The organism is Sphingosinicellaceae bacterium, from assembly GCA_019285715.1.
Classification (GTDB): Bacteria; Pseudomonadota; Alphaproteobacteria; order Sphingomonadales; family Sphingomonadaceae; genus Glacieibacterium.
Genome location: CP079108.1, coordinates 267,033 through 287,340 on the forward strand (window position 1 = coordinate 267,033; position 20,308 = coordinate 287,340).

The window sequence follows — 20,308 nt, forward strand, 5'->3', positions numbered from 1 at the left end:
CGGCATGACCAGCGTCTCGACGCCGCAGCAGCTCCCGACACCGGCCTTGTCCCCGGCGCGCTGGTACATCGTGCTGATCTTCGGGCTCGTCTATGCGCTCAACATCGCCGACCGCTATGTCGTCTCGACGGTGTTGGAGCCGATCCGGCTGGAGTTCAACCTGACCGACAGCGGCGTCGGCTGGCTGACCGGCGTCTCCCTCGCGCTGTTCTACATCACCGTCGGCATCCCGATCTCGCAGCTTGCCGACCGCTCCAACCGCCGCAACATCGTCGCCGCCGCGATGGTATTGTGGTCGGGCATGACCGCGGTGCTCGGGCTGACCCAGAACTTCTGGCAGTTTCTCGCGGCGCGCATCGGCGTCGGCGTCGGGGAGGCGGGCGGCACCCCGCCGTCGACCTCGATAGTCGCCGACTATTTCCCGCGCGAGCAGCGCGCCTTTGCGCTTACCCTGTACGCGCTCGGACTACCGCTCGGGGCGTGGCTCGGCTCGAATGTCGCGGGTCAGGTCGTCGAACATTTCCACAGCTGGCGCGCGGCCTTCATCGCACTCGGCATCCCCGGCGTCGTCCTCGGCGTCATCATCATGCTGACCGTGCGCGAGCCAAAGCGCGGCCGCTTCGAGACGCTGGCCCCGGCGACCGCGCCCAAGACCGCGCTCCGCGAGACCTTGCGCTACATGTGGCGGTGTCGCTCGGCGTGCCACATCACTGCGGCCGGGACGGTGATCTGCCTGTGGGGCTGGGGCCTGATGTTCTGGACCCAGACCTTCCTGGAGCGCGCCTACGGACTGAGCACCGCGGAGGCCGGCGCGCGGCTCGGCACGATCTACCTATGGGCGGGCGTCGCGGCGACGCTTGCTACCGGCGCGATCCTGGCGCTGCCGGCGATGCGCGAGCCGAAGCGCATCGCGCAGTTCCTCACCGCCATCGTGCTGCTTTCGACGGTGCCGTCGTTCATCATCTACTGGACCCATTCGCTGAGCGTCGCGACCGCGATGCTGTGGATCGTGGTGCCGGCGATCTACCTCTACGTCGGGCCGACGATGGCACTGCTGCTCAACTTCCTGCCGCCGGCGGTGCGCGCGCAGGGCATGGCGATCAGCCTGCTGACCGCCAATGTCGCAAACCTGATCATCGCGCCGGTCGCGGTCGGTTGGGTCAGCGACACGCTGACCGGGCCGCTCGGCAGCAACGCGGAATCGTTGCGTTATGCGCTGATGGCGTTGTCGCTGACTGGCTTCTGGGCGGCGTATCACTATTGGACCAGCGTCCGCACGTTCGAACTCGACGACCAGCGCATCCGCGGGCTCGCCGCCGCCTGATTTCTTCGGAGTAAAAATGCCTGCCGAGCCCTACATCCTTGTCTTCAGCTGCGCCGACCAGCCGGGCATCGTCGCCCACACCACCCAGCAGATCTTCTCAGGCGGTGGCAACATCCTGGAGTCGAGCCAGTACAACGATGCCGAGACCGAGCGGTTCTTCATGCGGACCGCGTTTCGCCTGGCCGAGGGCAGCGATATCGTCGCGCTGACCACCGGCCTGGAGGCGCTGGCGGCCCGTTATGGCTGGACCTGGACGCTGCGGCCGGCCGGGCAGCGGCAGCGCGTCCTCATCATGGTCTCGAAATTCGACCACTGCCTCGTCGACCTGCTGTACCGGCAACGCATCGGCGAACTCGCGATGGACGTCGTCGGCATCGTCTCGAACCATCCGGTGAGCAGCTTCGACCGGCTCGATCTGGGCGACATCCCGTTCCATCACCTGCCCATGACCCCGGCGACGAAGGCCGCGCAGGAAGCCCGGATGTGGGAGCTGCACCGCGAACTCGACGTGGATCTTGTCGTGCTGGCGCGCTACATGCAGATCCTGTCGGACGACCTGTCGGCGAAGTTCAGCGGGCGCTGCATCAACATCCATCACAGCTTCCTGCCCGGCTTCAAGGGCGCCAAGCCTTACCACCAGGCTCATGTCCGCGGCGTCAAGGTGATCGGCGCGACCGCGCATTACGTCACCGGTGACCTCGACGAAGGCCCGATCATAGAGCAGGATGTGGAGCGTATCAGCCACGCCGACACTGCCGACGACCTCGTCCGCAAGGGGCGCGACATCGAGCGACGGGTACTGTCGCGCGCCGTCGGGCTGCACATCAGCGGTCGCGTCCTGCCGAACGGCGCGCGCACCGTCGTGTTCAGGGACTGACGCCGATGATCGCGCTGCTGGTGCTCGCGACCGCCACCGCTGCGCCCGTCGACTACCGGCAGCCCGGGACGTGGCTGTGCCGGCCGGGCCGCGCCGATGCCTGCGCGCTCGATGCGGCGCGGACGGTGGTGAGCCTGACGGGCACGATGCGCGCCGAGACGGTCAAGCGCGATCCCGCCCCGAAGGCCGACTGCTTCTACGTCTATCCGACCGCCTCGCTCGATCCGACGCCGAACAGCGACATGGTCGCGGGCGTCGAGGAGCGCGGACAGGCAGCGTCGCAATTCGCGGCATTCGGCAGCGTCTGCCGGACCTTCGCGCCGATCTACCGGCAGGTGACGCTGACTGCGCTGCGCAACGCGCTCGTCGCCCCCGCGACCGGAGCCGGGAACAGCCTGTCGCGGATCAGCGGCGACTGGGCCCTTGCCTACGGTGACGTCGTCGCTGCGTGGCACGACTATCTCGCGCACGACAACGACGGCCGGCCGTTCGTCCTGATCGGCCACAGCCAGGGCTCGATGATGCTCAAGCGGCTGATCGCCGAGGAGATCGACGGCAAGCCGGTTTCGGCGCGGATGGTGTCGGCGATCCTGCCCGGCACTGCGGTGCTGGTTCCGAAAGGCAAGGACGTCGGCGGCGACTTCAAGGCGCTGCCGCTGTGCCGCAGCGACCGCCAGACCGGCTGCATCGTCACCTGGGCGAGCTACCGCGACAGCCCGCCGCCACCCGCGAACGGCCTCTTCGGGCGCTCGCCCGATCCGGGACTGGAGGCCGGCTGCACCAACCCGGCCCGGCTCGGCGGCGGTGCGGCACCGCTCGACGGTGTCTTCGGGTTTCCGTGGTGGGTGAAGGGCGTCGTGCAATATCGCCAGCCCGCGACCGGCTGGACGGTCGGCGGCGCGCCTGTGCCGACGCGGTTCGCGCGCATTCCGGGGCTGTTGTCGGGCGAGTGCGTGACGCGGGGCGGTGTCTCGTACCTCGCGGTCCACGTCGATCCGGGTCTTGCCGGCGGGCTAGGCGATCAGGTTGCCGGACCCGACACCGTCGGGGATGCGGCCTACCCGGAGTGGGGCTGGCACGTCATGGACATCACCATCGCGCAGGCCGACCTCGTCCGCCTCGTCGCCCGGCAGACCGAGGCGTGGCGAACGGCCCGGCGCTAGCCGGACCGCTCGCCCCTCGCCCTAGAACGTGACCTTCGCGCGCACGCCGACGGTGCGCGGGCGGGCGTAGGTGTCGCGCGAGCCGGCCTGGTAGACCTGGTAGTAAGTGGCGCGGGCGATGTTGGTGATCTTGACGCCGTTCGACAGGTTGTTGCCGAAGATGCCGAACTCGAGGTGGCCGATCGTGTAGGCGACCGAGGCGCTGAAGTTGTTCGACGCCGGGATCACCGCATACAGCGCGTTGGCGCCGCTCCTGGTCAGGACACCGTCAACCAGCACGGTCGAGAAATTGTTGAAGGTCGTGTGCTGGTTCGACTGGTACTGGTAGTTGCCCTGGATGTGGAGTTCACCCTCGCCGATCGGCTTGTCGTAGAAAATCCCAGCCGTCGCCGTGAACTTCGGGAAATACGGCGTGCGGTCGCCGTCGAACGCACCGACCGTCGGGATATCGCCGTTGGCCTTCGAATCGTTGTACGAGCCGCTCGCCGACAGGGTGATCTCCGGCGTCGCCTTGAACATCGTCTCGAGCTCGAGGCCCTTGCTGGTGATCTTGCCCTTGTTGTCGGTGAAGAAATACGAGCAATCGAGGCGCAGGCGGGTCTGCACGTCGGTCCAATCGATGAAGTAGGCGCTGGCGTTGACGGTGACGCGACCGCCGGCAAGCTTGGCCTTCTCGCCGACCGTGTAGCTCCACAACTTGTCCGGCCCGAAGGTCAGCGGTGCCTCGGTGTAGCCGTACCCAGCGAGGTTCTGGGTGCACTGGCCCGCGACGCCGGTGGTACCGAGCGGCACCGGCTGGTTGCCGCCCCCGTAGCGGAAGCCCTTGGCCGCTTCGCCGTACAGCATGAAGTCGTCGCTGAACTGGTACGAGACGTTGGCGCGCGGGTTGACGCCGTGCGACTTGAGCTTGGCGTTGGTGATCAGCGGGACATGGTCGACGACGCCGTAAACGCCGCTCTCGAACAGGAAGTATTTTTCCTTGAAGTTGAAGTACCGGACGCCGGCGGTCAGGTCGAGCTTGTCGGTCGCGTGCCAGGTGCCGTCGGCGTAGGCCGCGAACTGGCGCTCGTCGACGTCCTGCAGGCCTGAGAAAATGTCGTTCGAACTGAACGCCTTGTCGACCAGCGCCGAGTCGTAAAGGCCATTCGGGGTGTTGAATTTGGCCCCGCCGCACGTCGGCCCGAAAAAGCAGTTCATGTATGACAAGGTATCGAAGCCCGGGGTCGGGATGTCCTGGCCTAGGCGGCGCTTCTGCTTCTCGTAGAAGGCCCCGACTGTCCACTTGATCGGGCCTTCGTTGTGCGACACCAGCCGCGCCTCGACCATGTAATCCTTCAGCTTCTGGTCGATCTGGTAGAGCTCAGCCGGGATCGCGTCGGTGATCGCCTGGTTATAGCTCGTCGGCGCGGTGAATAGGGGATAGCTGCCCTGGCCGATCGGCAGGCCCGTACCGTAGTCCTGGAAGAAATAGCCGATCTGCGGCTCCGGGCTGGCGTCGAAGCCAATCTTGCGGTCGGTATAGGAACCCGTGACGACGAGGTTCGCGAAGCCGAGGTCATAGTCGGCGCCGAGCTGATACAGCCGGAACAGGTCGTTGGTGCCCTCCGGCCCGTTGGTCGACACCGCGAACGGGCGCAGGTCGCTGAGCGTCGAGTTGAGGCCCTTGGCGCGGCTCTTCTCGAAGGTGAAGCTGGCGTCGACGGTCAATTTGTCGGACGGCGTCCAGCGCGCCGCGACGCGGGCCTGGGTGGTGTGGTTGCTGTTGGCGTTCTGCTTGTTCTGCAAGCCGATGTTGTCGATGAAACCGCCGTCGGTACCGACGTAGAAGTTGCCGCGGACAGCAAGCACGTCCGTCACCAACGGCACGTTGATCATGCCGCGGACGTTGTAGCTGCCCTCGCCGTGGTGGGTGTAGGAGCCGTCAACTTCCGAATAGCCGAACATCTTGCCCGAATCCGGCTTGGCGGTGACGAAGCGGACGGTACCGGCCATCGAGCCGGCGCCGTAGAGCGTACCCTGCGGGCCGCGCAGGATCTCGACACGCTCGAGGTCATAGACCTTGAGGTCGGGAGTCTGGCCCTGGACGGAGATCGGCGTGTCGTCGAGATAGACTGCGACCAGCGAACGGTCGGAGGTGTCGGAACTGGCATAGCCGCCGGTGGCGAGGCCGCGCATGTTGAACTTGTTGTAGCCCGGCGCGCCCTCGGTGATCGACAGCGACGGCGTGAATTTGGCGAGGTCCGACAGGTTGCCCTGACCCGACCGAGTGATCTCCGTGACGTTGACCACCGACACCGCGATCGGAACCTTCTGCAGCGATTCAGCGCCCGACCGGTTGGCGGTGACGATGATGTCGCCGAGTTCGTTGCTTGGGGCGGCGTCGGCCAGCGCGCTTGCCGACGTAGTCGTGGCGGGCGTCGTCTGCGCGCCTGCCGCGACGGGCAGCAGGAAGGTCGCGCTGGCCGCGGATGCGAGCAGAAGCGCCAGGCTCGTGCCACCGCGCGTCGCCGAGATCGAAGCCGCCAAGGCCGAAGCGTTGCGTAAATAACTCATGAAGTCCCCCGAAAAATCCCGAACCCGTCGTCGTCAATTCTCGCCATCGTCCGCGGGCTTCGATGGCTTTGCCACCGCGCCCTTTATGGTACGAATTCGTTCCCGCGCTGTGACAAAGGTCCCCTTATTCGCGCGGTGCGGAAAGCAAAATTAAAGAATGACGGTATCCAATATAGGCATCAGCGATCGTCAATCGGTCGTGATCGGCCACTCCAGCGCAACTTTCAGCGGCCCGAGCCACGGCTCGAAGTTGCGCCATTGGTCGAGCCCGTCGCGGAAGATCGGGCGGCGGACCTGCTCCGAACTCGGCGTGCGGATGACGCCCGCAGTCTCGAAGAAGCGCAGGCAGCCCGGCTCGAACGCCAGCCCGCAGGCATCGAGCAACCGCCGGATTTCGCGCTCGGGCGCCTTGACGAGGGCCTCGTAGGATACGTGGACGATGCGGCCCGGCAGCACCGCGTCGAAATGGGCCATCAGCCGGCGATAATCCGCGTAGGCCGAGCCGAGGTCCGCGAGGTCGTAGCTGTACGCCTGCCCCTGCGCGAAGGCCTGCTTGTACAGCGACACGCAGCACGCCAGCGGATCGCGGCGCACGTCGATGATGCGGGCGTTGGGCAGGATCAGGTGGATCAGCCCGGCGTGGAGGAAGTTGCCCGGGAATTTGTCGACGAAATGCGGTCGTCCGAGGCGGCGGCGGACCCGGGTACGGTCGAGGTACTCGCGGCCGAGCGTGGCGAAGTCGGCGGGTGCGAGCGACGGCAGCAGCGCTGGGTAGTCACCGCCTCCGTCCGCCAGCCGCCGGGCGATTGCGGTGATGTCGGGCAGTTCGGAGGCGCTCTCGACCGAGCTGTGGCTGGCGAGGATCTGCTCGACCAGGGTCGAGCCCGAGCGCGGCATGCCGACGACGAAGATCGGGTCGGGGGCAGGGTCGCCGGAGCCGGCGCGAGCCGCGAAGAACGATGCATCGAGCACCCCGATGCTGTGGTCGACATAGTCGCATGCGGCGTCCGCGTCATAAGGTTCGGCAACACGGCGCAGCGCGTTGGCGTCGTGGTAGTGGTCGAACGCCTGAGCATAGTGACGCTCGTCCTCGAGCGCCTTGCCGAGCGCGAAACCGAGATACGCACGGTCCTCGGCCGCCGTTTTTCCCCGCTCAAGGAGGGTCGCCATCGCCTCGCGCTCGCCCGCGTCGAAGCGCCAGGTCTTGAGGTTTGCAAGGCTCCAGTACGCTTCGCCGAAGCCCGGTCGAAGTACGATGGCGTGGCGATAGGCGGCGACCGCCTCGGACTGCCGCCCGACGGCGCGCAGGGCGTGTCCACGGCTGTGCCAAAGCTGCGCGTCGTTCGGGTCGGACGCGAGCGCAGCGGCGTAGTCTTCGATCGCCCCGCCGGCATCGCCGAGCTGCATCCGGATGGCGGCGCGCAGAGCGCTACACGCCGGCGTACTGGGCCGCGCAACGAGCAGCGCCGCAATCTCCGCGAGCGCCGCCTCGCCCTCGTCCGCCCGGTGCAGCGCGACCGCCCGTCGGTAGCGCGCCGGCAGGAAGTTCGGTGCCGCTTCGAGCACCGTCGCGAGCAGCGCCGCGACGGCCTCGAAGCGCCCGAGCCGAAGCCCTGTATCGGCGATCAAGGACACCGCGGCGAGGTCGCAAAGGTGCATGCCGAACCGCCCCGACAGGACGGCGTCGGCAGCGCGCCCATCTCCGTCGAACAGCGCCGCGACCCCTGCGGCGAGCCGCGGATCACCAGCGAGCCCTGCGACCTGCCGACCGTGCAGGACCGCTGCCTCGGCTCCCCGCCCGAGCATCGTCAGCTGGTCGCCGAGCGCGTGGAGGGCGAGCGACGAACCCGGGTTGATCGCCACTGCCTGCCCCAGCGCGGTCGCCGCCGCCTCGCATCGCCCGCCCCCCGCGAGTGCCATGCCGTGCTCGTACTGTACGCCCCAAACCGCGGGCAGCGCGGCGGCCAGCGGCCCGAGAATTTCGAGCGACGGCCCAAGATCGCCGGCGCGCCGGAGCGCCGCGCCGAGCACGAACCGCGCCTCAACTCCGCCCGATGCAGCCGCCGCTGGGCGCGCCAGATCGGCGGCACGGCGCGGGTCGAGGCCGAGCAGGCGCTTCGCCTCGGCAAGGACGCTGCGATGGGGATCGACAGTGCGCAGGATCGCTTCCTCGAACAACGGCCCGTCATCGGCCCGACCCGCTGCCGACAGTCAAGCGCGCGCCGTTCCGGCATAGGATCATCGCGAAAAGGCATTGGTGACCGGTCGTACCGCCGCCGACTATGATTGCTGGGATAGACGGGGGAGATAACGATGCCGAGTTCGCGTCGCGAGGTGCTGGGCGCTAGTTTTGCCGGTGCCGTGCTCGGCGTTCCCGGCGTCGCCAAGGCTGCGGCTCCCGCGGCATGGGCGCTCCCTTCCAAAGGCAAGGTCGAGACCGTCGACGTCGTCCGCATCACCATGGCTGATGGGGTCCGCCTTTGCGGCCGCCTGTGGCTCCCCGCTGACGCCGCGCGCCGCCCCGCCCCGGTCGTACTCGAATACATCCCGTACCGGACCCGCGACGCGTACAGCGCGGCGGACGATTATTGGGGGCAGGTGCTGGCCAGCTACGGCATCGGCTTCGCGCGCTTCGACATTCGCGGCTCGGGCGATTCCGAGGGACTGCTGCGCGACGAATACCTCGCCTCCGAGCAGGACGACGCGGTCGAGATTATCGCGTGGCTCGCCCGCCAGCCGTGGTCGAACGGCGCAGTCGGCATGCGCGGCATTTCGTGGGGCGGCTTCGCGACGCTGCAGACAGCGATGCGCGCGCCGCCCGCCCTGAAGGCGATCATGCCGATGGCGTGCTCCGACCGGCGCTACACCGACGACGCGCATTATGTCGGTGGGTGCCTCGGGCTGACCAACTTCAAATGGGGCGCGAACTTCAAGGGTGTGATGGCAGCCCCGCCCGATCCGGCGGTGTCCGGCCCGGCATGGCGCAAAATGTGGCTCGACCGGCTCGAGGCATCGCCACCGATCATTGCGCGCTGGACCGGCCACCAGCGCGAAGACGCCTACTGGCGGCACGGCTCGCTGACCTTCGACTATGCCGCGATCAAATGCCCGGCCTATGTCGTTGGCGGCTGGGCCGATGCGTACGTCAACTCGGTGCCGCGGCTGCTCGAGCACCTGACCGTGCCGCGCAAGGCGCTCGTCGGGCCGTGGGGCCACACTTATGCGTGGGTCGGTGGCCCCGGGCCGGCGCTCGACTGGGCCTTCGAGGAGGTGCGCTGGTGGTCGCACTGGCTGCGCGGCGAGGTCACCGGGATTATGGCCGAGCCGGTGCTGCGTTATTACAACCCGACCGCGACACCGGCCCAGTCGGCTCCCGGCGAGACTCCCGGGCACTGGACTGCCGAAGCGCACTGGCCGTCACCCAACGTCACGCACCGGACACTCCACCTGACCGACGCCGGGCTGTCGGCGGCCGCCGGGACGGCCACCGTTCGCCAGCATCGCTCGAATAACGCCGTCGGCCTGCAGACGCCCGAGTGGGTGCCGTTCGGGCAACAGGAGATGCCGCACAACCAGACCGCCGACGATGCGCTGTCGATCACCTATGACCTGCCGCCTTTGGTGCAGGGCCTCGAACTGCTCGGCGTGCCGCGGGTCCGGCTGGCGCTGGCGTCGGATAGACCGGTCGCGCAAGTCGCGGTTCGGCTCTCGAAGCTGACCCCCGACGGTAGGGCGTGGCGGCTCGCCTACGGGCTGCTCAACCTGACCCACCGGGGTGGCCACGAAACGCCGATGGCGCTGGTGCCGGGCGAGGTCTTCGAGGTTGAGATCGACCTCGGTTTCGTCGCCCAGCGCCTGCTGCCCGGCGAGCGGCTGCGGCTGGCGATTTCCGAGGGCCTGTGGCCGCTGGTCTGGCCGTCGCCGGACAGTCCGACGCTGACGCTCCACCCGGGACGCAGCCGGCTGATGCTGCCGGTGCGGCGACCGCCGGTGGTCGAAACCGCGATGCCGATCGCGGTCGTGCCGATCACGCCCGACGCGGGCGATGTCGTCGTGACGAGCGGCAACGACCACGGCACGCTCACCGTCACCGGCACCTGGCCCGACAAGAAACGCCTGTGCGCCAACGGTACCGAGTTGTCGGGGTTCGGACCCAATACGGTGGCCACGATCACCGCGGGCGCGCCGAACAGCGGTGTCTGGGCCGGCAACCGCGTTAGCCGCTATCGGCGCGGCGAATGGAACTGCGAACTCCGCATCGACTTCGAAGTCCGGTCGACCACTGATGCTTTCCACGTCACCGAGTCGATCGCGGCACTGGCCGACGGCAAGACGATCTTCGAGCGCAGTGCGTCCAATGTCATCGTGCGCGATCTGGTCTAGCGCCCGGCTGATATACACCGCCGGGCGAGTAGGAAGATGTTTGCCGCACCCGCATCGAACACGGCCCGGCGCCTGTGACAGCGCTACCTGCATGTGCGGGTCTAAAAGGCGTGAACTGGTCGGTCCGGGGTACCGGCGACAGGAGTCGCCAGCCTCTCGAGATCGCAGTCGTCCGGCACGGAAGCCGAGGTCAGGCCTTGATATTTCGCCGCGAGTTCACGGTGGGCGCGGGCAACGTGGGGATCGCCCGAGCTGTTCGCGAGCGCCAGTTCGGCGGCCATCCGCGACCGATAATAGTTCAGGGCACTGTCGTTCAGAGCGCTTGGCATCACAGCCTCCAGTCTCAAACGCCCCTTTTTTCAAGTGCCCGACTCGTGGCTGGTCGAGCCGGGAAAGGATATTCCTTGCTGGGCTCTTCTTCGAATCCATTTGGCGTATTTTGCTGCCCGCCGGTCGTATCGCCGGGCGCGGCGACCGGTCATCTCGCTACTAGCGACCGGCAGCGCGACGCCGCTGGCTCATGCCGCATTCCGAAGCAAAGTAGAGGATCGCGGCATCCTCGCGAGGAAGCGTCGGGGCCGGACGCGCCGGCCCCGACGTTCTCAGCTCAGCGGTGGAGGTCGAAGCGGTCGGCTTCCATGACCTTCACCCATGCCGCGACGAAGCCGTCGATGAAGCGGTCCTCGCCGTCGCTGCTGGCATAGACTTCGGCCAACGCCCGCAATTCGGAGTTCGACCCGAACACCAGGTCGGCGCGCGTGCCGCTCCACTTCACCTGGCCCTCGACCAGCCCCTCGAACGTCTCGGACGAGCGGTCGGTCGGCTGCCACGTCGTGCCCATCGCCAGCAGGTTGACGAAGAAGTCGTTGGTCAATGTCCCCGGCCGGTCGGTCAGGACGCCCTGCTTGGTGCCCTTGTGGGTGACACCGAGCGCCCGCAGCCCGCCGATCAGCACCGTCATCTCGGGCGCGCTGAGGTTGAGCAGGTTGGCGCGGTCGATCAGCAGATACTCGCCGGGCAGCCGCGTGTCGGGGCTCTTGTAGTTGCGGAAGCCGTCGGCACGCTGGTCCATGTGGGCGAACGAGGCGACGTCGGTCTGCTCCTGCTTCGCGTCGGTCCGGCCCGGCGTGAACGGCACGGTGAGGTCGCGACCCGCCGCCTTCGCTGCCAGCTCGATGCCGACACCGCCGGCGAGCACGATCAGGTCGGCGATCGATACCGCCTTGCCGCCGGTTGCGCTGCCGTTGAAGTCCGCGGCGATGGCCTCGAGCTTGGACAGCACCGCGGCGAGCGCTGCGGGCTCGTTGACCGCCCAGTTGCGCTGCGGCTCGAGCCGGATGCGCGCACCGTTCGCACCGCCGCGCATGTCGCTCTGCCGGAACGACGAGGCCGAGGCCCATGCCGTGGTGACCAGTTGCGTCACCGACAAGCCGCTGTCGGCGATCCGCTGCTTCAGGGCAGTGATGTCGCCGGAGTCGATCGGGGTTCCGGTCGCCGCAGGCAGCGGGTCCTGCCAGAGCAGAACCTCCTCCGGCACTTCCTTGCCGACGTAACGGACCTTCGGACCCATGTCGCGGTGAGTCAGCTTGAACCAGGCGCGGGCGAAGGCGTCGGCGAACTCGTCGGGCTTAGCGAGGAAGCGGCGCGACACCGCCTCGTAGGCAGGGTCGACGCGCAGCGCGAGGTCGGTGGTCAGCATCTGCGGGGCATGGCGCTTCGACGGGTCGTGCGCGTCGGGTACCGTGCCCGCGCCTGCACCGTTCTTGGGCTGCCACTGGTGCGCACCGGCGGGGCTCTTGGTCAGCTCCCACTCATGCTCGAACAGCGTCTCGAAATAGCTGTTGTCCCACTCGGTCGGCGTCGCCGTCCAGGTCACCTCGAGCCCGCTGGTGATGGTGTCGCCGCCCGACCCGGTCCCGTAGCTGTTCTTCCAGCCAAGGCCGAGTTCCTGAAGCGGCGCGCCCTCGGGTTCCGGCGAGATGTACTTGGAGGGGTCGGCGGCACCGTGGGTCTTGCCGAAGGTGTGGCCGCCGGCGATCAGCGCGACGGTCTCCTCGTCGTTCATGGCCATGCGGCCGAACGTCTCGCGGATGTCGCGGGCCGAGGCGGCCGGGTCGGGATTCGCGTTCGGGCCTTCGGGATTGACGTAGATCAGGCCCATCTGCACGGCCGCCAGTGGGGCATCGAGCTCGCGGTCGCCGGTGTAGCGCTCGTCGCCGAGCCACTCGTTTTCAGGACCCCAGTAGACGTCCTCGTCGGGTTCCCAGACGTCGGCGCGGCCGCCAGAGAAGCCGAAGGTCTTCAGGCCCATGGTCTCGAGCGCGACGTTGCCGGTAAGCACGATCAGGTCAGCCCACGACAGCGACTGGCCGTACTTCTGCTTGATCGGCCACAGCAGGCGCCGCGCCTTGTCGAGGTTGGCGTTGTCGGGCCAGCTGTTGAGCGGGGCAAACCGCTGCTGCCCTTCGCCCGCACCACCGCGGCCGTCGGCGACCCGGTAGGTGCCGGCGCTGTGCCACGCCATGCGGATCATGAACGGCCCGTAGTTGCCGAAGTCAGCCGGCCACCACGGCTGCGACGTCGTCAGCATGGTGGCGATGTCGCCCTTGACCGCGTCGAGGTCGAGAGCCGCGAACGCCGCCGCATAGTCGAAGCCGGTCCCGAGCGGGTTGCCGACGACGGGGTTCTTGGCGAGGATCTTGAGGTTGAGCCGCTTCGGCCACCACTCCTGGTTAGGATCGCCTTGAGTCGGGTGGGCAACGCGGTCGGGCATGATCGGGCAGCGCTGTCCGGCGGCGACGGCGCCGTCGGTGTTCATCTCGGCGACAACGGCGTCGTCGTGCTTCACTTCAGCCATTCGGAGTCTCCTCTGGTAGATCTGGGTGGGCGAAATACGTGACAGGATCGGCGCGCGCGCTGACGCACTTCATGCAAAGCCCGCGGTAGATGACCTCGGCCTCATCGATGACGAATTCAGTGCCGCCTGCGGCCTCGAGGCAGGGGGCGGTGCCGACCGCGCAGTCGATGTCGACGACGAGGGCGCAGTCGCGACAGACGAAGTGATGGTGGTTGTCGCGCGTCCGGGTTTCGTAGAGCGCCGCACCGCCGTCGACCGCGAAGCGCCGCAGCAAACCGGCCCCGGTCAGGTGGGTCAGGCAATCGTAGACCGCCTGGTGCGAGACGCCGGGCACGACTGCCCCGACCGCAGCGAGCACGCGCGCCGCGCTGGCGTGGGGCTCGGCCGCGACTGCGTCGAGCACGGCAACCCGCTGCCGCGTCACGCGCATTCCGGCGGCCAATATGAGCCCGCGTGACTGCGGGTCCGGCGACTCCATCATGCCGCCATCATATGGCTAATCTTGAATCGTTCAAGAAAGAAAATTCAAGGATATGCGGAGCGACTACCTGCCGCTTTAGACGACAGCCAAGCCGATCAACGGCGCGGCTAGGCCGCGCCGCTGAGGTGCTGGTACAGGATCAGGCTACCGATCGCGATCAGCGCGACCCCGCCCAGCGCCTCTGCATAGCGCCCGAGATAGGGCCCGGCCTGGCGCCCGATCATCACGCCGGAGGTGGCGACGACCAGCGTGACGATACCGATGACGATGCAGGCAGTGACGATGTGGACGTTCAGCACGGCCAGGCTGACACCGACCGCCATCGCGTCGATGCTGGTCGCCAGCGCCGTCAGCGACAGCTTCAGGAGGTTGTGCTGTGGCGCATCAGGTGCGACCTCGCTCTCGATATGGGGCTTCGAGGCTTGCCACAGCATGTGGCCACCGACCGCGAGCAGCAGGGCGAATGCGACCCAGTGATCGACGGCGCGGATCCAGCCCGCCAGAGCCAGGCCGATCGCCCAGCCGATCGCCGGGGTCAGCGCCTCGAACACGCCGAACACCGCGCCGATCCGCAGCGCATCGACGAAGCGTGGACGCCGCCCCGTGGCGCCCTTGCCGACCGCTGCGGCAAAGGCGTCGACAGACAGGCTCAGCCCGACCACCGCCAGCGTCAGAATTCCGGTCATCACGCACTCCCGGGCCACGACAAACGGCACCGGTCTCCGGCCTTGGGAGAAACGGTACCGTTGGTCTTGCCGGGCAAACCGCAACTGCGGTCGCTGCCTTCACCACGGCGCGCCAAAGGCGAACCGAGCATGTTGACGAAGGCCCAGCTGGTGCGGGTGGCTACTCCCCAAAGGACGCGCTCCGTCTATTGCGCGACGCCGCAACGGTCAATTGCCATCGGTGGCGAAGTCCCTTGCCGCGCGACCAGCGCCGCGATGCTACTGGCGCGCACGGCGAGGTCGGGCGCGCACCCGTCGTCGGGTCGCCCCCTAGCGGCGCACGTCGAGCCCGCCGGCCACGAAGGCGTCGATGTCCGCCTGCGCGAACAGGGAGGCGTCGCCGGGCAGCGAGTGCTTGAGGCACGTCAGCGCGAGGCCGATGCGCGCGGCCTCGGTCAGGTCGCCGCCAGCCCGGAGCGCATGCAGCACCCCGACCGCGAAGGCGTCCCCGGCGCCGATGCGGTCGACGATACCCGCAATCGCGACTTCCTGGGTCTGGGCGTGGCCGCTCCGCCCGTCGATGCGCGCCGACAGCCGGTGGCGGTCGGCATCCTCGACGTGGCGCGCGGTCGAGGCGATGGTCTGCAGCGCGGGGAAGGCCTCGAACGCAGCGTCCGCGGCAGCACGGCGGCGGTCCTCCGCGTCGCCTCCGAAGTCGAGCCCGAGCAGCAGCGCGATGTCACGGTGGTTGCCGAACAGGATGTCGGCGTGGCGAACGATCCTGGTCAGCACGCCGCGCGGGTCGCTGTCCCAGCTCTCCCACAGCCGGGCCCGGTAGTTGCCGTCGAACGACACGGGGATACCGCGCGCGCTCGCCGCTTCCGCCGCCGCGATTGCCGCCTCGCCGGGGCCGTGCCCGAGCGCCGGGGTGATGCCCGACAAATGCAGCCGGTCGGCGTCCTTGAGCAGCGCGTCCCAGTCCCACTCGCCCGGCGGCATTGCGGCGAAGGCCGACCCGGCGCGGTCATAGACGACATCGGTCGCGCGCATTCCCGCTCCCGAGGTGACGAAATACAGCCCCATGCGACCGGCAGCGATCCGGACGGCGGAGCAGTCGACCCCTTGCGCGCGGAGGCCCGCGACGCCGGCACGTCCGAGGTCGTTGTCGGGCACTGCGCTGATGAGGGCGGTCGCATGGCCGAGCCGCGCCAGCCCTGTGACGACGTTGCACTCCGCGCCCGCCACCCAGACGTCGAGCTTCGGAGTCTGGAGCAGCAACTCGCGCCCGGGCGGCGACAGCCGCAGCATGATCTCGCCGAAGCTGACGAGACGGCTGCTCATCGCGCCAGCCAGCCGCCGCCGACCGCGACCGCGTTGCCGTCGACGCCCTCGGCCGTCCACTCATTGGCGAGCAGCCTGGTCAGCCCGGCGACGCCCGCCTTCGATGCAGCGCAGTTCGGCACGCGGATGCCACCTTGGAAACATAGCGTGGAAGCGAGGTCGATGATCTTGCCGCGCTCCTGTCCGGTCACATTGCGGCCCGCGGCCTGCCCCAGGAAGAACACGCTTTCGAGGCTGGTGTCGATGACCGTATCCCGGTCGACCTCGGTAAGTCGACTGCGGCTTCGTGCTCGACGGCTACACGCCGCTGTTCGCGGTCGCCGGCTCAGCCTATTCCAGGCGCTGTTGGCGGTCCACCTGCTCAGCCCGCGGCTCGCACCGGCGCAGCTTGCGGGGTAAGACGGCGGCGCATCGCCGTGCCGATCAGCCCGAAGCCGACGATCATCAGCGCCTAGCTCGCCGGCTCGGGGACGAAGCCCACCCCAAAGGTGACAGTGGCGAGCGCGCTGTCGATGAACGCGATGTCGTCGCCGCCCGACAGGCCGTTGAAACTGATGGTATGGCTGACGCCGCCAAGCGTCGGGATGTTGTCGCTGGTGTAGCCGAAGTCGCTGCCACCGTTGAAGCCGAGCGTCTGGATCACTACCCCGTCGATCAGGAAGTCGATGGTCTGGTTGCTCCCCGCACCGGGAAAGCCCGGGTTGCCGGCGACCGTGAAGGCGACGCTGAAAAACCCGTTGGCATCGGCAACGACGGTCTGCGAGATGCTGCCGCCGCCCCGGATAAAGGCGTACTGGCTGCCGTCGTAGCCGGCCGGCGCGGCACCCGTGAAGAACGGCGCGGCGGTGGCGGCATCGACTACCCCGGCGGCGCTATATGTCCAGCCGCCGACCTTTCCCGACAACGTCAGCAGGCCGTCGACTCCGGCGGGATTGCCCGCAACCACCGGGGCTTCGAAGCTGCCGTCGACGAGCAACTGGTCGGCGCGTGCGGCGGTGCCCGCCAGCAGCAGCGCGGTGACGGCGATGAACTTGGTCGGGATCATGAGAACTCCCCCGTGATCGGATATGCCCGATCACAAAGTCTCAAGATCGAGTTGCCGGACCGTTAACAGGAGGCGCCAAACGCCTGTGATTGCCAGAGACTACGCAGCGCTGCGTCGGCGGGAGTCGAACTGCGGTCGTGGGACCTGCACGTGGAAGTCGTACGACCCGGGGCGGGTCTTGCTGACTCGCGCGCCGCCCCGCACACTCGGCGGCTACCCTAGTGCGCGCTCAGACGGTCGCGGTGCGCAGCCGCGTCCGATGCGCCGGTGCTCTAACCGCTTATTGCCCGAAGCCGGTGAAAGGGCAGGGCCGCACCCTGGCCTGGTGGTCGGGGCTGCCGACGGCACCGTCGGGCTCGAGGCCGCGGTAATACAGTTTCTGCCAGCGGTCCGTCGGAGCCTGTGGCGGATTAGCGGCAACTGCGCGTTGGAAAGCCTGGCGCGACTGGCTCCACGCCTCGAATTGCGCCTTGAGATCGGGCGCTTCGTCGATTGGCGCAATACGGGCCTCGAAGCGCTCGAGCGCCGCCCGCTCGACCGGCATCAGTAAGGCGATCGGCTCGTCGATTTCGAAGCGGACGCGGTGGTGGGCGCGGGTGAAGCGCCAGTTCATGGTGAAGCTGTACGGTGACCAGTCGGTCTCGATGATTCCGCCCAGCGCCGCAATGCCGTCCTTCGCTGCATTGGGCGTGCCGCCGATCGACAAGTTCCAGCCGGGCGGGGTGCGGAACAGCGCCGGGACATGGAAGGTCAGCGTCGCCTGCCCGAACAGCGCGACCGGTGCGTCGAGCTCGCTGGTGCCGGGATCCACCGTGATCGCCACGTCACCCGCCAGCGGCCCGCCGTTCCACTCGGCCGAGAAACCGCACGGGCTGAGCAATTCCCAGCCGTGCTCGTTGGCGATCTTCAGCGGCAGGCAGCGATAGGCGAACGACTCCGGACTCGCATCCATCCAGTCGCGGCGCGGAGCTGCCGGACGCAGCCGTGGCGACCAGCCGGGGAACACATAGGCGACGAGTTCCATCGCGTAAGCCGATCCGTTGCGGAGACGTCAAGCTGCATACCGCGCCGACCGGCAGTATTGCCAACTGTCATTGCAGGTCGGGCTAATCGTTCGGAGCGAGCAGCCAGGGCCTTCAACTTGTGCAGCTCAGAACGTCTTGCGCAGCTCCGCACCGATGATGCGCGGCTCGCTGATCATGCCCGTCAGGTTGTTGAAGTCGATCGCGCTGACGATGCGAATCTGGTTGAGGATGTTGCGCGCGAACACCGACACCTCGAAGCCATCGAAGGTCTTGTAGCCGACCTTGAGGCCACCCTCGAGCATCGCCCGGCCGCGGAACTCCTTGGCAGCATAGAGGAAATAATTGACCCGGCTGCGGTAGACCCAGTCGGTATAGACGAAGATTTCCTCGTTGTTGGGCAGCGGAATGCCGTAGCGGGCAGTGGCGTTGGCGATGTAACGCGGTGCCTGTGGCAGCGGGTTGCCGTCGATGATCGCGCGGCCGGCGGAGTCGAGCGGGTTGGTTACCGTGCACTGGCCGGAGCCGCAGACGCCGACCGAGATATTCGGATCGCGGATCGCGGTGAAGTTCCAGCTGCCGCCCAGCGTCAGGACAAGATGCTCGACCGGGTTGGCCTCGATATCGGCCTCGACGCCGTAGCCGATGGCGTGGTCGGCGTTGATCAGGCTGGCGGAATTCGAGGTGCCGCCGACCGCGGTCAGCTGCAGGTTCTTGGTGCGGTACCAGTAACCGGTCAGGTCGAACCGCAGCGTGCGGTCGATCAGCTGCGCCTTGATGCCGGCCTCGCCCGAGATCGTCGTCTGCTTCTTGGCCACGGTCTGCACGCTGCCGAAGGTGACGCGGTCCTGGATCGCCGGCCCGAGGTAGCCGGTCGCGGCGCGCGCGTAGACATTGACCGACGGCGACAGCGCATAGGTCGCGCTCGCGTCCCACGAGACGTTGTTGGCGCTGGCGCGGGCCTCGATCGGCAGCACGATGCCCGGCGTCGTCGGCCCGAAGCCGTCGACGATGTCGCGCTTCTTGTCGTGCGAGTAGCGCAGGCCGGCGCGAAGCGTCAGCGCATCGAGCTTGTACTCGCCCGACGCGAACATGCCGATGTTCTCGTTCTTGTCACGGTGCATGATGTCCTGCGTCGACACCGTCGTGCCCGAGTAGGAGAACTCGTCGTAGTCGAGCTTCTGGTTGAAGTAGTACGCCCCGGCCTGGGCGCGGAAGCCGCCAAAGCTTTCGGTCGCGAAGCGCAGTTCCTGGCTGAACTCGCGCGGCTTGGTGATGCCACCGGTGTTCGACGGGAACAGGCCGACGTTGAGGCCGGTCGGCGGGAACGTGTAGATGTCGCCGCCGTCGATGTCGCCGGTGCTGTCGACCTTGGCGCGCTCGTAGGCGGTCACGGAATACAGCGTGCCGAGCCCGTCGAACTTATAGTCGAGGTGGAGGTTGGTGCCCCACTGCGTCAGCTTCTGCTCGGTGATGCCGTCGAGGGCGACGTGGTCCTTGTCGAAGCCGGGGACGAAGTCGTTGCTGCCCTGCTCGATGATGCCGGCGCGGAAGACCCGCGGCGTGCCCTTCAGGTCGCGGCCGTGGACGTTGAGCAGCGCGTGGAAGTCGCCCGACTCGTAGCCGAGCTGCAGGCGCCCGGCGAGGTCGCGGTAGCCCTCCAGCTTGCGGTCGGCGAGGCCGGTCGTGTCGTCGTTCTTGACCCAGTCGTCGCGGCGCTGGAGCAGGCCCGACGCGCGGAACGTGAAGCCGCCGCCGATCGGGCCGCCGACCGCAGCCTCGGCGTTGACGGTGTTGTAGGTCCCCCACGAGACGCTGCCATAGCCGTTGAGGATGTCCGACGGGCGCGCCGAATCGAGCTTGACCACGCCGGCCGGGGTGTTGCGGCCGAACAAGGTGCCCTGCGGGCCGCGCAGCACTTCGACGCTCTGCAGGTCGAACACCGGGAATGACTTCAGCATCGGGTTCTCGAGCGCGACGTCGTCATAGACCACCGACACCGGCTGCGCCGCATTGGGGTCGAAGTCGGTGTTGCCGAGGCCGCGGATGTAGAAGCGCGGGAAGGTCCGCCCGAACGACGATTCGATCAGCAGGCTCGGTACGCGGGCCGACAGGAAGCGGATGTCGAGGCCGCTCGAGTTGAGCGTGTTGAGCTTCTCGCCCGAGATCGAGGTGACCGCGACCGGCACGTCCTTGGCCAGTTCCGAACGACGCGAGGCGGTGACGACGATATCGGCGAGGCCCTGGCCCACTTCGGCGTTGTTGGGCGTCGCGTCTGCGGTCTGCGTCGCGGTGCCGATTGCCTGCGCACCGGCAATGGAGGGCATCATCGCCATAAGCGAAATCCCGGACGCCAGGATTGAACGGCGGGCGCAGCGGCGCAGGCGTGACGACATGGTTTACCCCTTGGCTCGGTCTACTCCTCCCCGGAAGTTACCTGCCTACGTCCCCTGTTTGCCAGGTTTGCAGCATAGCTATCAGGATCATCGCGACGGACAAGCCGTCGATGATGTTTCCGTTACAGTGTGGCCCCCATGCTTCAATGGCGGCGGGACCGAGTCCTGGGACCCCGCCACCATCGCTGCCGATTGTGGCAC

15 protein-coding genes are annotated in these 20,308 nt (G+C 67.8%); 4 read left to right on the forward strand and 11 right to left on the reverse strand.

What is annotated here, in order from left to right; translation table 11 throughout:
• Positions 1 to 4 precede the first annotated feature (4 nt).
• Genes KX816_01365 through KX816_01375 form a run of 3 tightly spaced genes read left to right on the forward strand, consistent with a single transcriptional unit; the run spans position 5 to position 3,364 of the window.
• A complete protein-coding gene (locus tag KX816_01365; GenBank protein ID QXQ08337.1) occupies positions 5 to 1,324 on the forward strand; it encodes an MFS transporter in 1,320 nt (439 codons plus the stop codon).
• Positions 1,325 to 1,340: 16 nt separating this feature from the next.
• Positions 1,341 to 2,201, forward strand: a complete 861-nt coding sequence (gene purU, locus KX816_01370; GenBank protein ID QXQ06753.1) for a formyltetrahydrofolate deformylase — start codon at positions 1,341 to 1,343, stop codon at positions 2,199 to 2,201.
• A 5-nt stretch (positions 2,202 to 2,206) separates the two neighbouring features.
• Complete coding sequence (locus KX816_01375; GenBank protein ID QXQ06754.1) at positions 2,207 to 3,364, forward strand: DUF3089 domain-containing protein; 1,158 nt, start codon at positions 2,207 to 2,209, stop codon at positions 3,362 to 3,364.
• Positions 3,365 to 3,385: 21 nt separating this feature from the next.
• Here the strand turns inward: KX816_01375 and KX816_01380 are convergent, their stop codons facing one another.
• A complete protein-coding gene (locus KX816_01380) occupies positions 3,386 to 5,917 on the reverse strand; it encodes a TonB-dependent receptor (GenBank protein ID QXQ06755.1) in 2,532 nt (843 codons plus the stop codon).
• Positions 5,918 to 6,106: 189 nt separating this feature from the next.
• On the reverse strand, positions 6,107 to 8,077 hold the full coding sequence (locus KX816_01385) for a sulfotransferase (protein ID QXQ08338.1): 1,971 nt from the start codon (positions 8,075 to 8,077) through the stop codon (positions 6,107 to 6,109).
• A gap of 153 nt (positions 8,078 to 8,230) precedes the next feature.
• Between KX816_01385 and KX816_01390 the strand changes: the two genes are divergently transcribed.
• Positions 8,231 to 10,300: a CocE/NonD family hydrolase gene (locus KX816_01390; GenBank protein ID QXQ06756.1), complete on the forward strand. Its 2,070-nt coding sequence runs from the start codon at positions 8,231 to 8,233 to the stop codon at positions 10,298 to 10,300.
• Between the two features lie 101 nt (positions 10,301 to 10,401).
• Here KX816_01390 and KX816_01395 read toward each other — a convergent pair whose 3' ends face one another.
• The 9 genes from KX816_01395 to KX816_01435 all read right to left on the reverse strand — a co-directional run bounded on the left by KX816_01395 (position 10,402) and on the right by KX816_01435 (position 20,047).
• Positions 10,402 to 10,629 (reverse strand): hypothetical protein, encoded by a 228-nt coding sequence (locus KX816_01395; protein ID QXQ06757.1) that lies wholly within the window; start codon positions 10,627 to 10,629, stop codon positions 10,402 to 10,404.
• Between the two features lie 278 nt (positions 10,630 to 10,907).
• The gene (gene katG, locus KX816_01400; protein ID QXQ08339.1) at positions 10,908 to 13,073 is read right to left on the reverse strand and encodes a catalase/peroxidase HPI; all 2,166 of its coding nucleotides are present in this window, start codon (positions 13,071 to 13,073) and stop codon (positions 10,908 to 10,910) included.
• 76 nt (positions 13,074 to 13,149) lie between these two features.
• Entirely contained in the window at positions 13,150 to 13,635 is a 486-nt protein-coding gene (locus tag KX816_01405; GenBank protein ID QXQ08340.1) for a transcriptional repressor, read from the reverse strand.
• Positions 13,636 to 13,745: 110 nt separating this feature from the next.
• Entirely contained in the window at positions 13,746 to 14,324 is a 579-nt protein-coding gene (locus tag KX816_01410) for a manganese efflux pump MntP family protein (protein ID QXQ06758.1), read from the reverse strand.
• Between the two features lie 309 nt (positions 14,325 to 14,633).
• Positions 14,634 to 15,644, reverse strand: a complete 1,011-nt coding sequence (locus KX816_01415) for a sugar kinase (protein ID QXQ06759.1) — start codon at positions 15,642 to 15,644, stop codon at positions 14,634 to 14,636.
• Positions 15,641 to 16,009: an SDR family NAD(P)-dependent oxidoreductase gene (locus KX816_01420; GenBank protein QXQ08341.1), complete on the reverse strand. Its 369-nt coding sequence runs from the start codon at positions 16,007 to 16,009 to the stop codon at positions 15,641 to 15,643. The genes KX816_01415 and KX816_01420 overlap by 4 nt, the downstream gene beginning before the upstream one ends.
• Before the next feature lie 86 nt (positions 16,010 to 16,095).
• Complete coding sequence (locus tag KX816_01425) at positions 16,096 to 16,689, reverse strand: hypothetical protein (GenBank protein ID QXQ06760.1); 594 nt, start codon at positions 16,687 to 16,689, stop codon at positions 16,096 to 16,098.
• Between the two features lie 280 nt (positions 16,690 to 16,969).
• The gene (locus tag KX816_01430) at positions 16,970 to 17,713 is read right to left on the reverse strand and encodes a hypothetical protein (GenBank protein ID QXQ06761.1); all 744 of its coding nucleotides are present in this window, start codon (positions 17,711 to 17,713) and stop codon (positions 16,970 to 16,972) included.
• Between the two features lie 126 nt (positions 17,714 to 17,839).
• Positions 17,840 to 20,047: a TonB-dependent receptor gene (locus KX816_01435; GenBank protein QXQ06762.1), complete on the reverse strand. Its 2,208-nt coding sequence runs from the start codon at positions 20,045 to 20,047 to the stop codon at positions 17,840 to 17,842.
• Between the last annotated feature and the right edge of the window lie 261 nt (positions 20,048 to 20,308).

What these genes read in the sequence shown, in the direction of transcription:
- KX816_01365 (QXQ08337.1), top strand. Translation starts at nt 5, where the DNA reads ATGACCAGCGTCTCGACGCCGCAGCAGCTCCCGACACCGGCCTTGTCC.
- purU (QXQ06753.1), top strand. Translation starts at nt 1,341, where the DNA reads ATGCCTGCCGAGCCCTACATCCTTGTCTTCAGCTGCGCCGACCAGCCG.
- KX816_01375 (QXQ06754.1), top strand. Translation starts at nt 2,207, where the DNA reads ATGATCGCGCTGCTGGTGCTCGCGACCGCCACCGCTGCGCCCGTCGAC.
- KX816_01380 (QXQ06755.1), bottom strand. Translation starts at nt 5,917, where the DNA reads ATGAGTTATTTACGCAACGCTTCGGCCTTGGCGGCTTCGATCTCGGCG.
- KX816_01390 (QXQ06756.1), top strand. Translation starts at nt 8,231, where the DNA reads ATGCCGAGTTCGCGTCGCGAGGTGCTGGGCGCTAGTTTTGCCGGTGCC.
- KX816_01395 (QXQ06757.1), bottom strand. Translation starts at nt 10,629, where the DNA reads ATGCCAAGCGCTCTGAACGACAGTGCCCTGAACTATTATCGGTCGCGG.
- katG (QXQ08339.1), bottom strand. Translation starts at nt 13,073, where the DNA reads ATGCCCGACCGCGTTGCCCACCCGACTCAAGGCGATCCTAACCAGGAG.
- KX816_01405 (QXQ08340.1), bottom strand. Translation starts at nt 13,635, where the DNA reads ATGGAGTCGCCGGACCCGCAGTCACGCGGGCTCATATTGGCCGCCGGA.
- KX816_01410 (QXQ06758.1), bottom strand. Translation starts at nt 14,324, where the DNA reads ATGACCGGAATTCTGACGCTGGCGGTGGTCGGGCTGAGCCTGTCTGTC.
- KX816_01415 (QXQ06759.1), bottom strand. Translation starts at nt 15,644, where the DNA reads ATGAGCAGCCGTCTCGTCAGCTTCGGCGAGATCATGCTGCGGCTGTCG.
- KX816_01425 (QXQ06760.1), bottom strand. Translation starts at nt 16,689, where the DNA reads ATGATCCCGACCAAGTTCATCGCCGTCACCGCGCTGCTGCTGGCGGGC.
- KX816_01430 (QXQ06761.1), bottom strand. Translation starts at nt 17,713, where the DNA reads ATGGAACTCGTCGCCTATGTGTTCCCCGGCTGGTCGCCACGGCTGCGT.
- KX816_01435 (QXQ06762.1), bottom strand. Translation starts at nt 20,047, where the DNA reads ATGGCGATGATGCCCTCCATTGCCGGTGCGCAGGCAATCGGCACCGCG.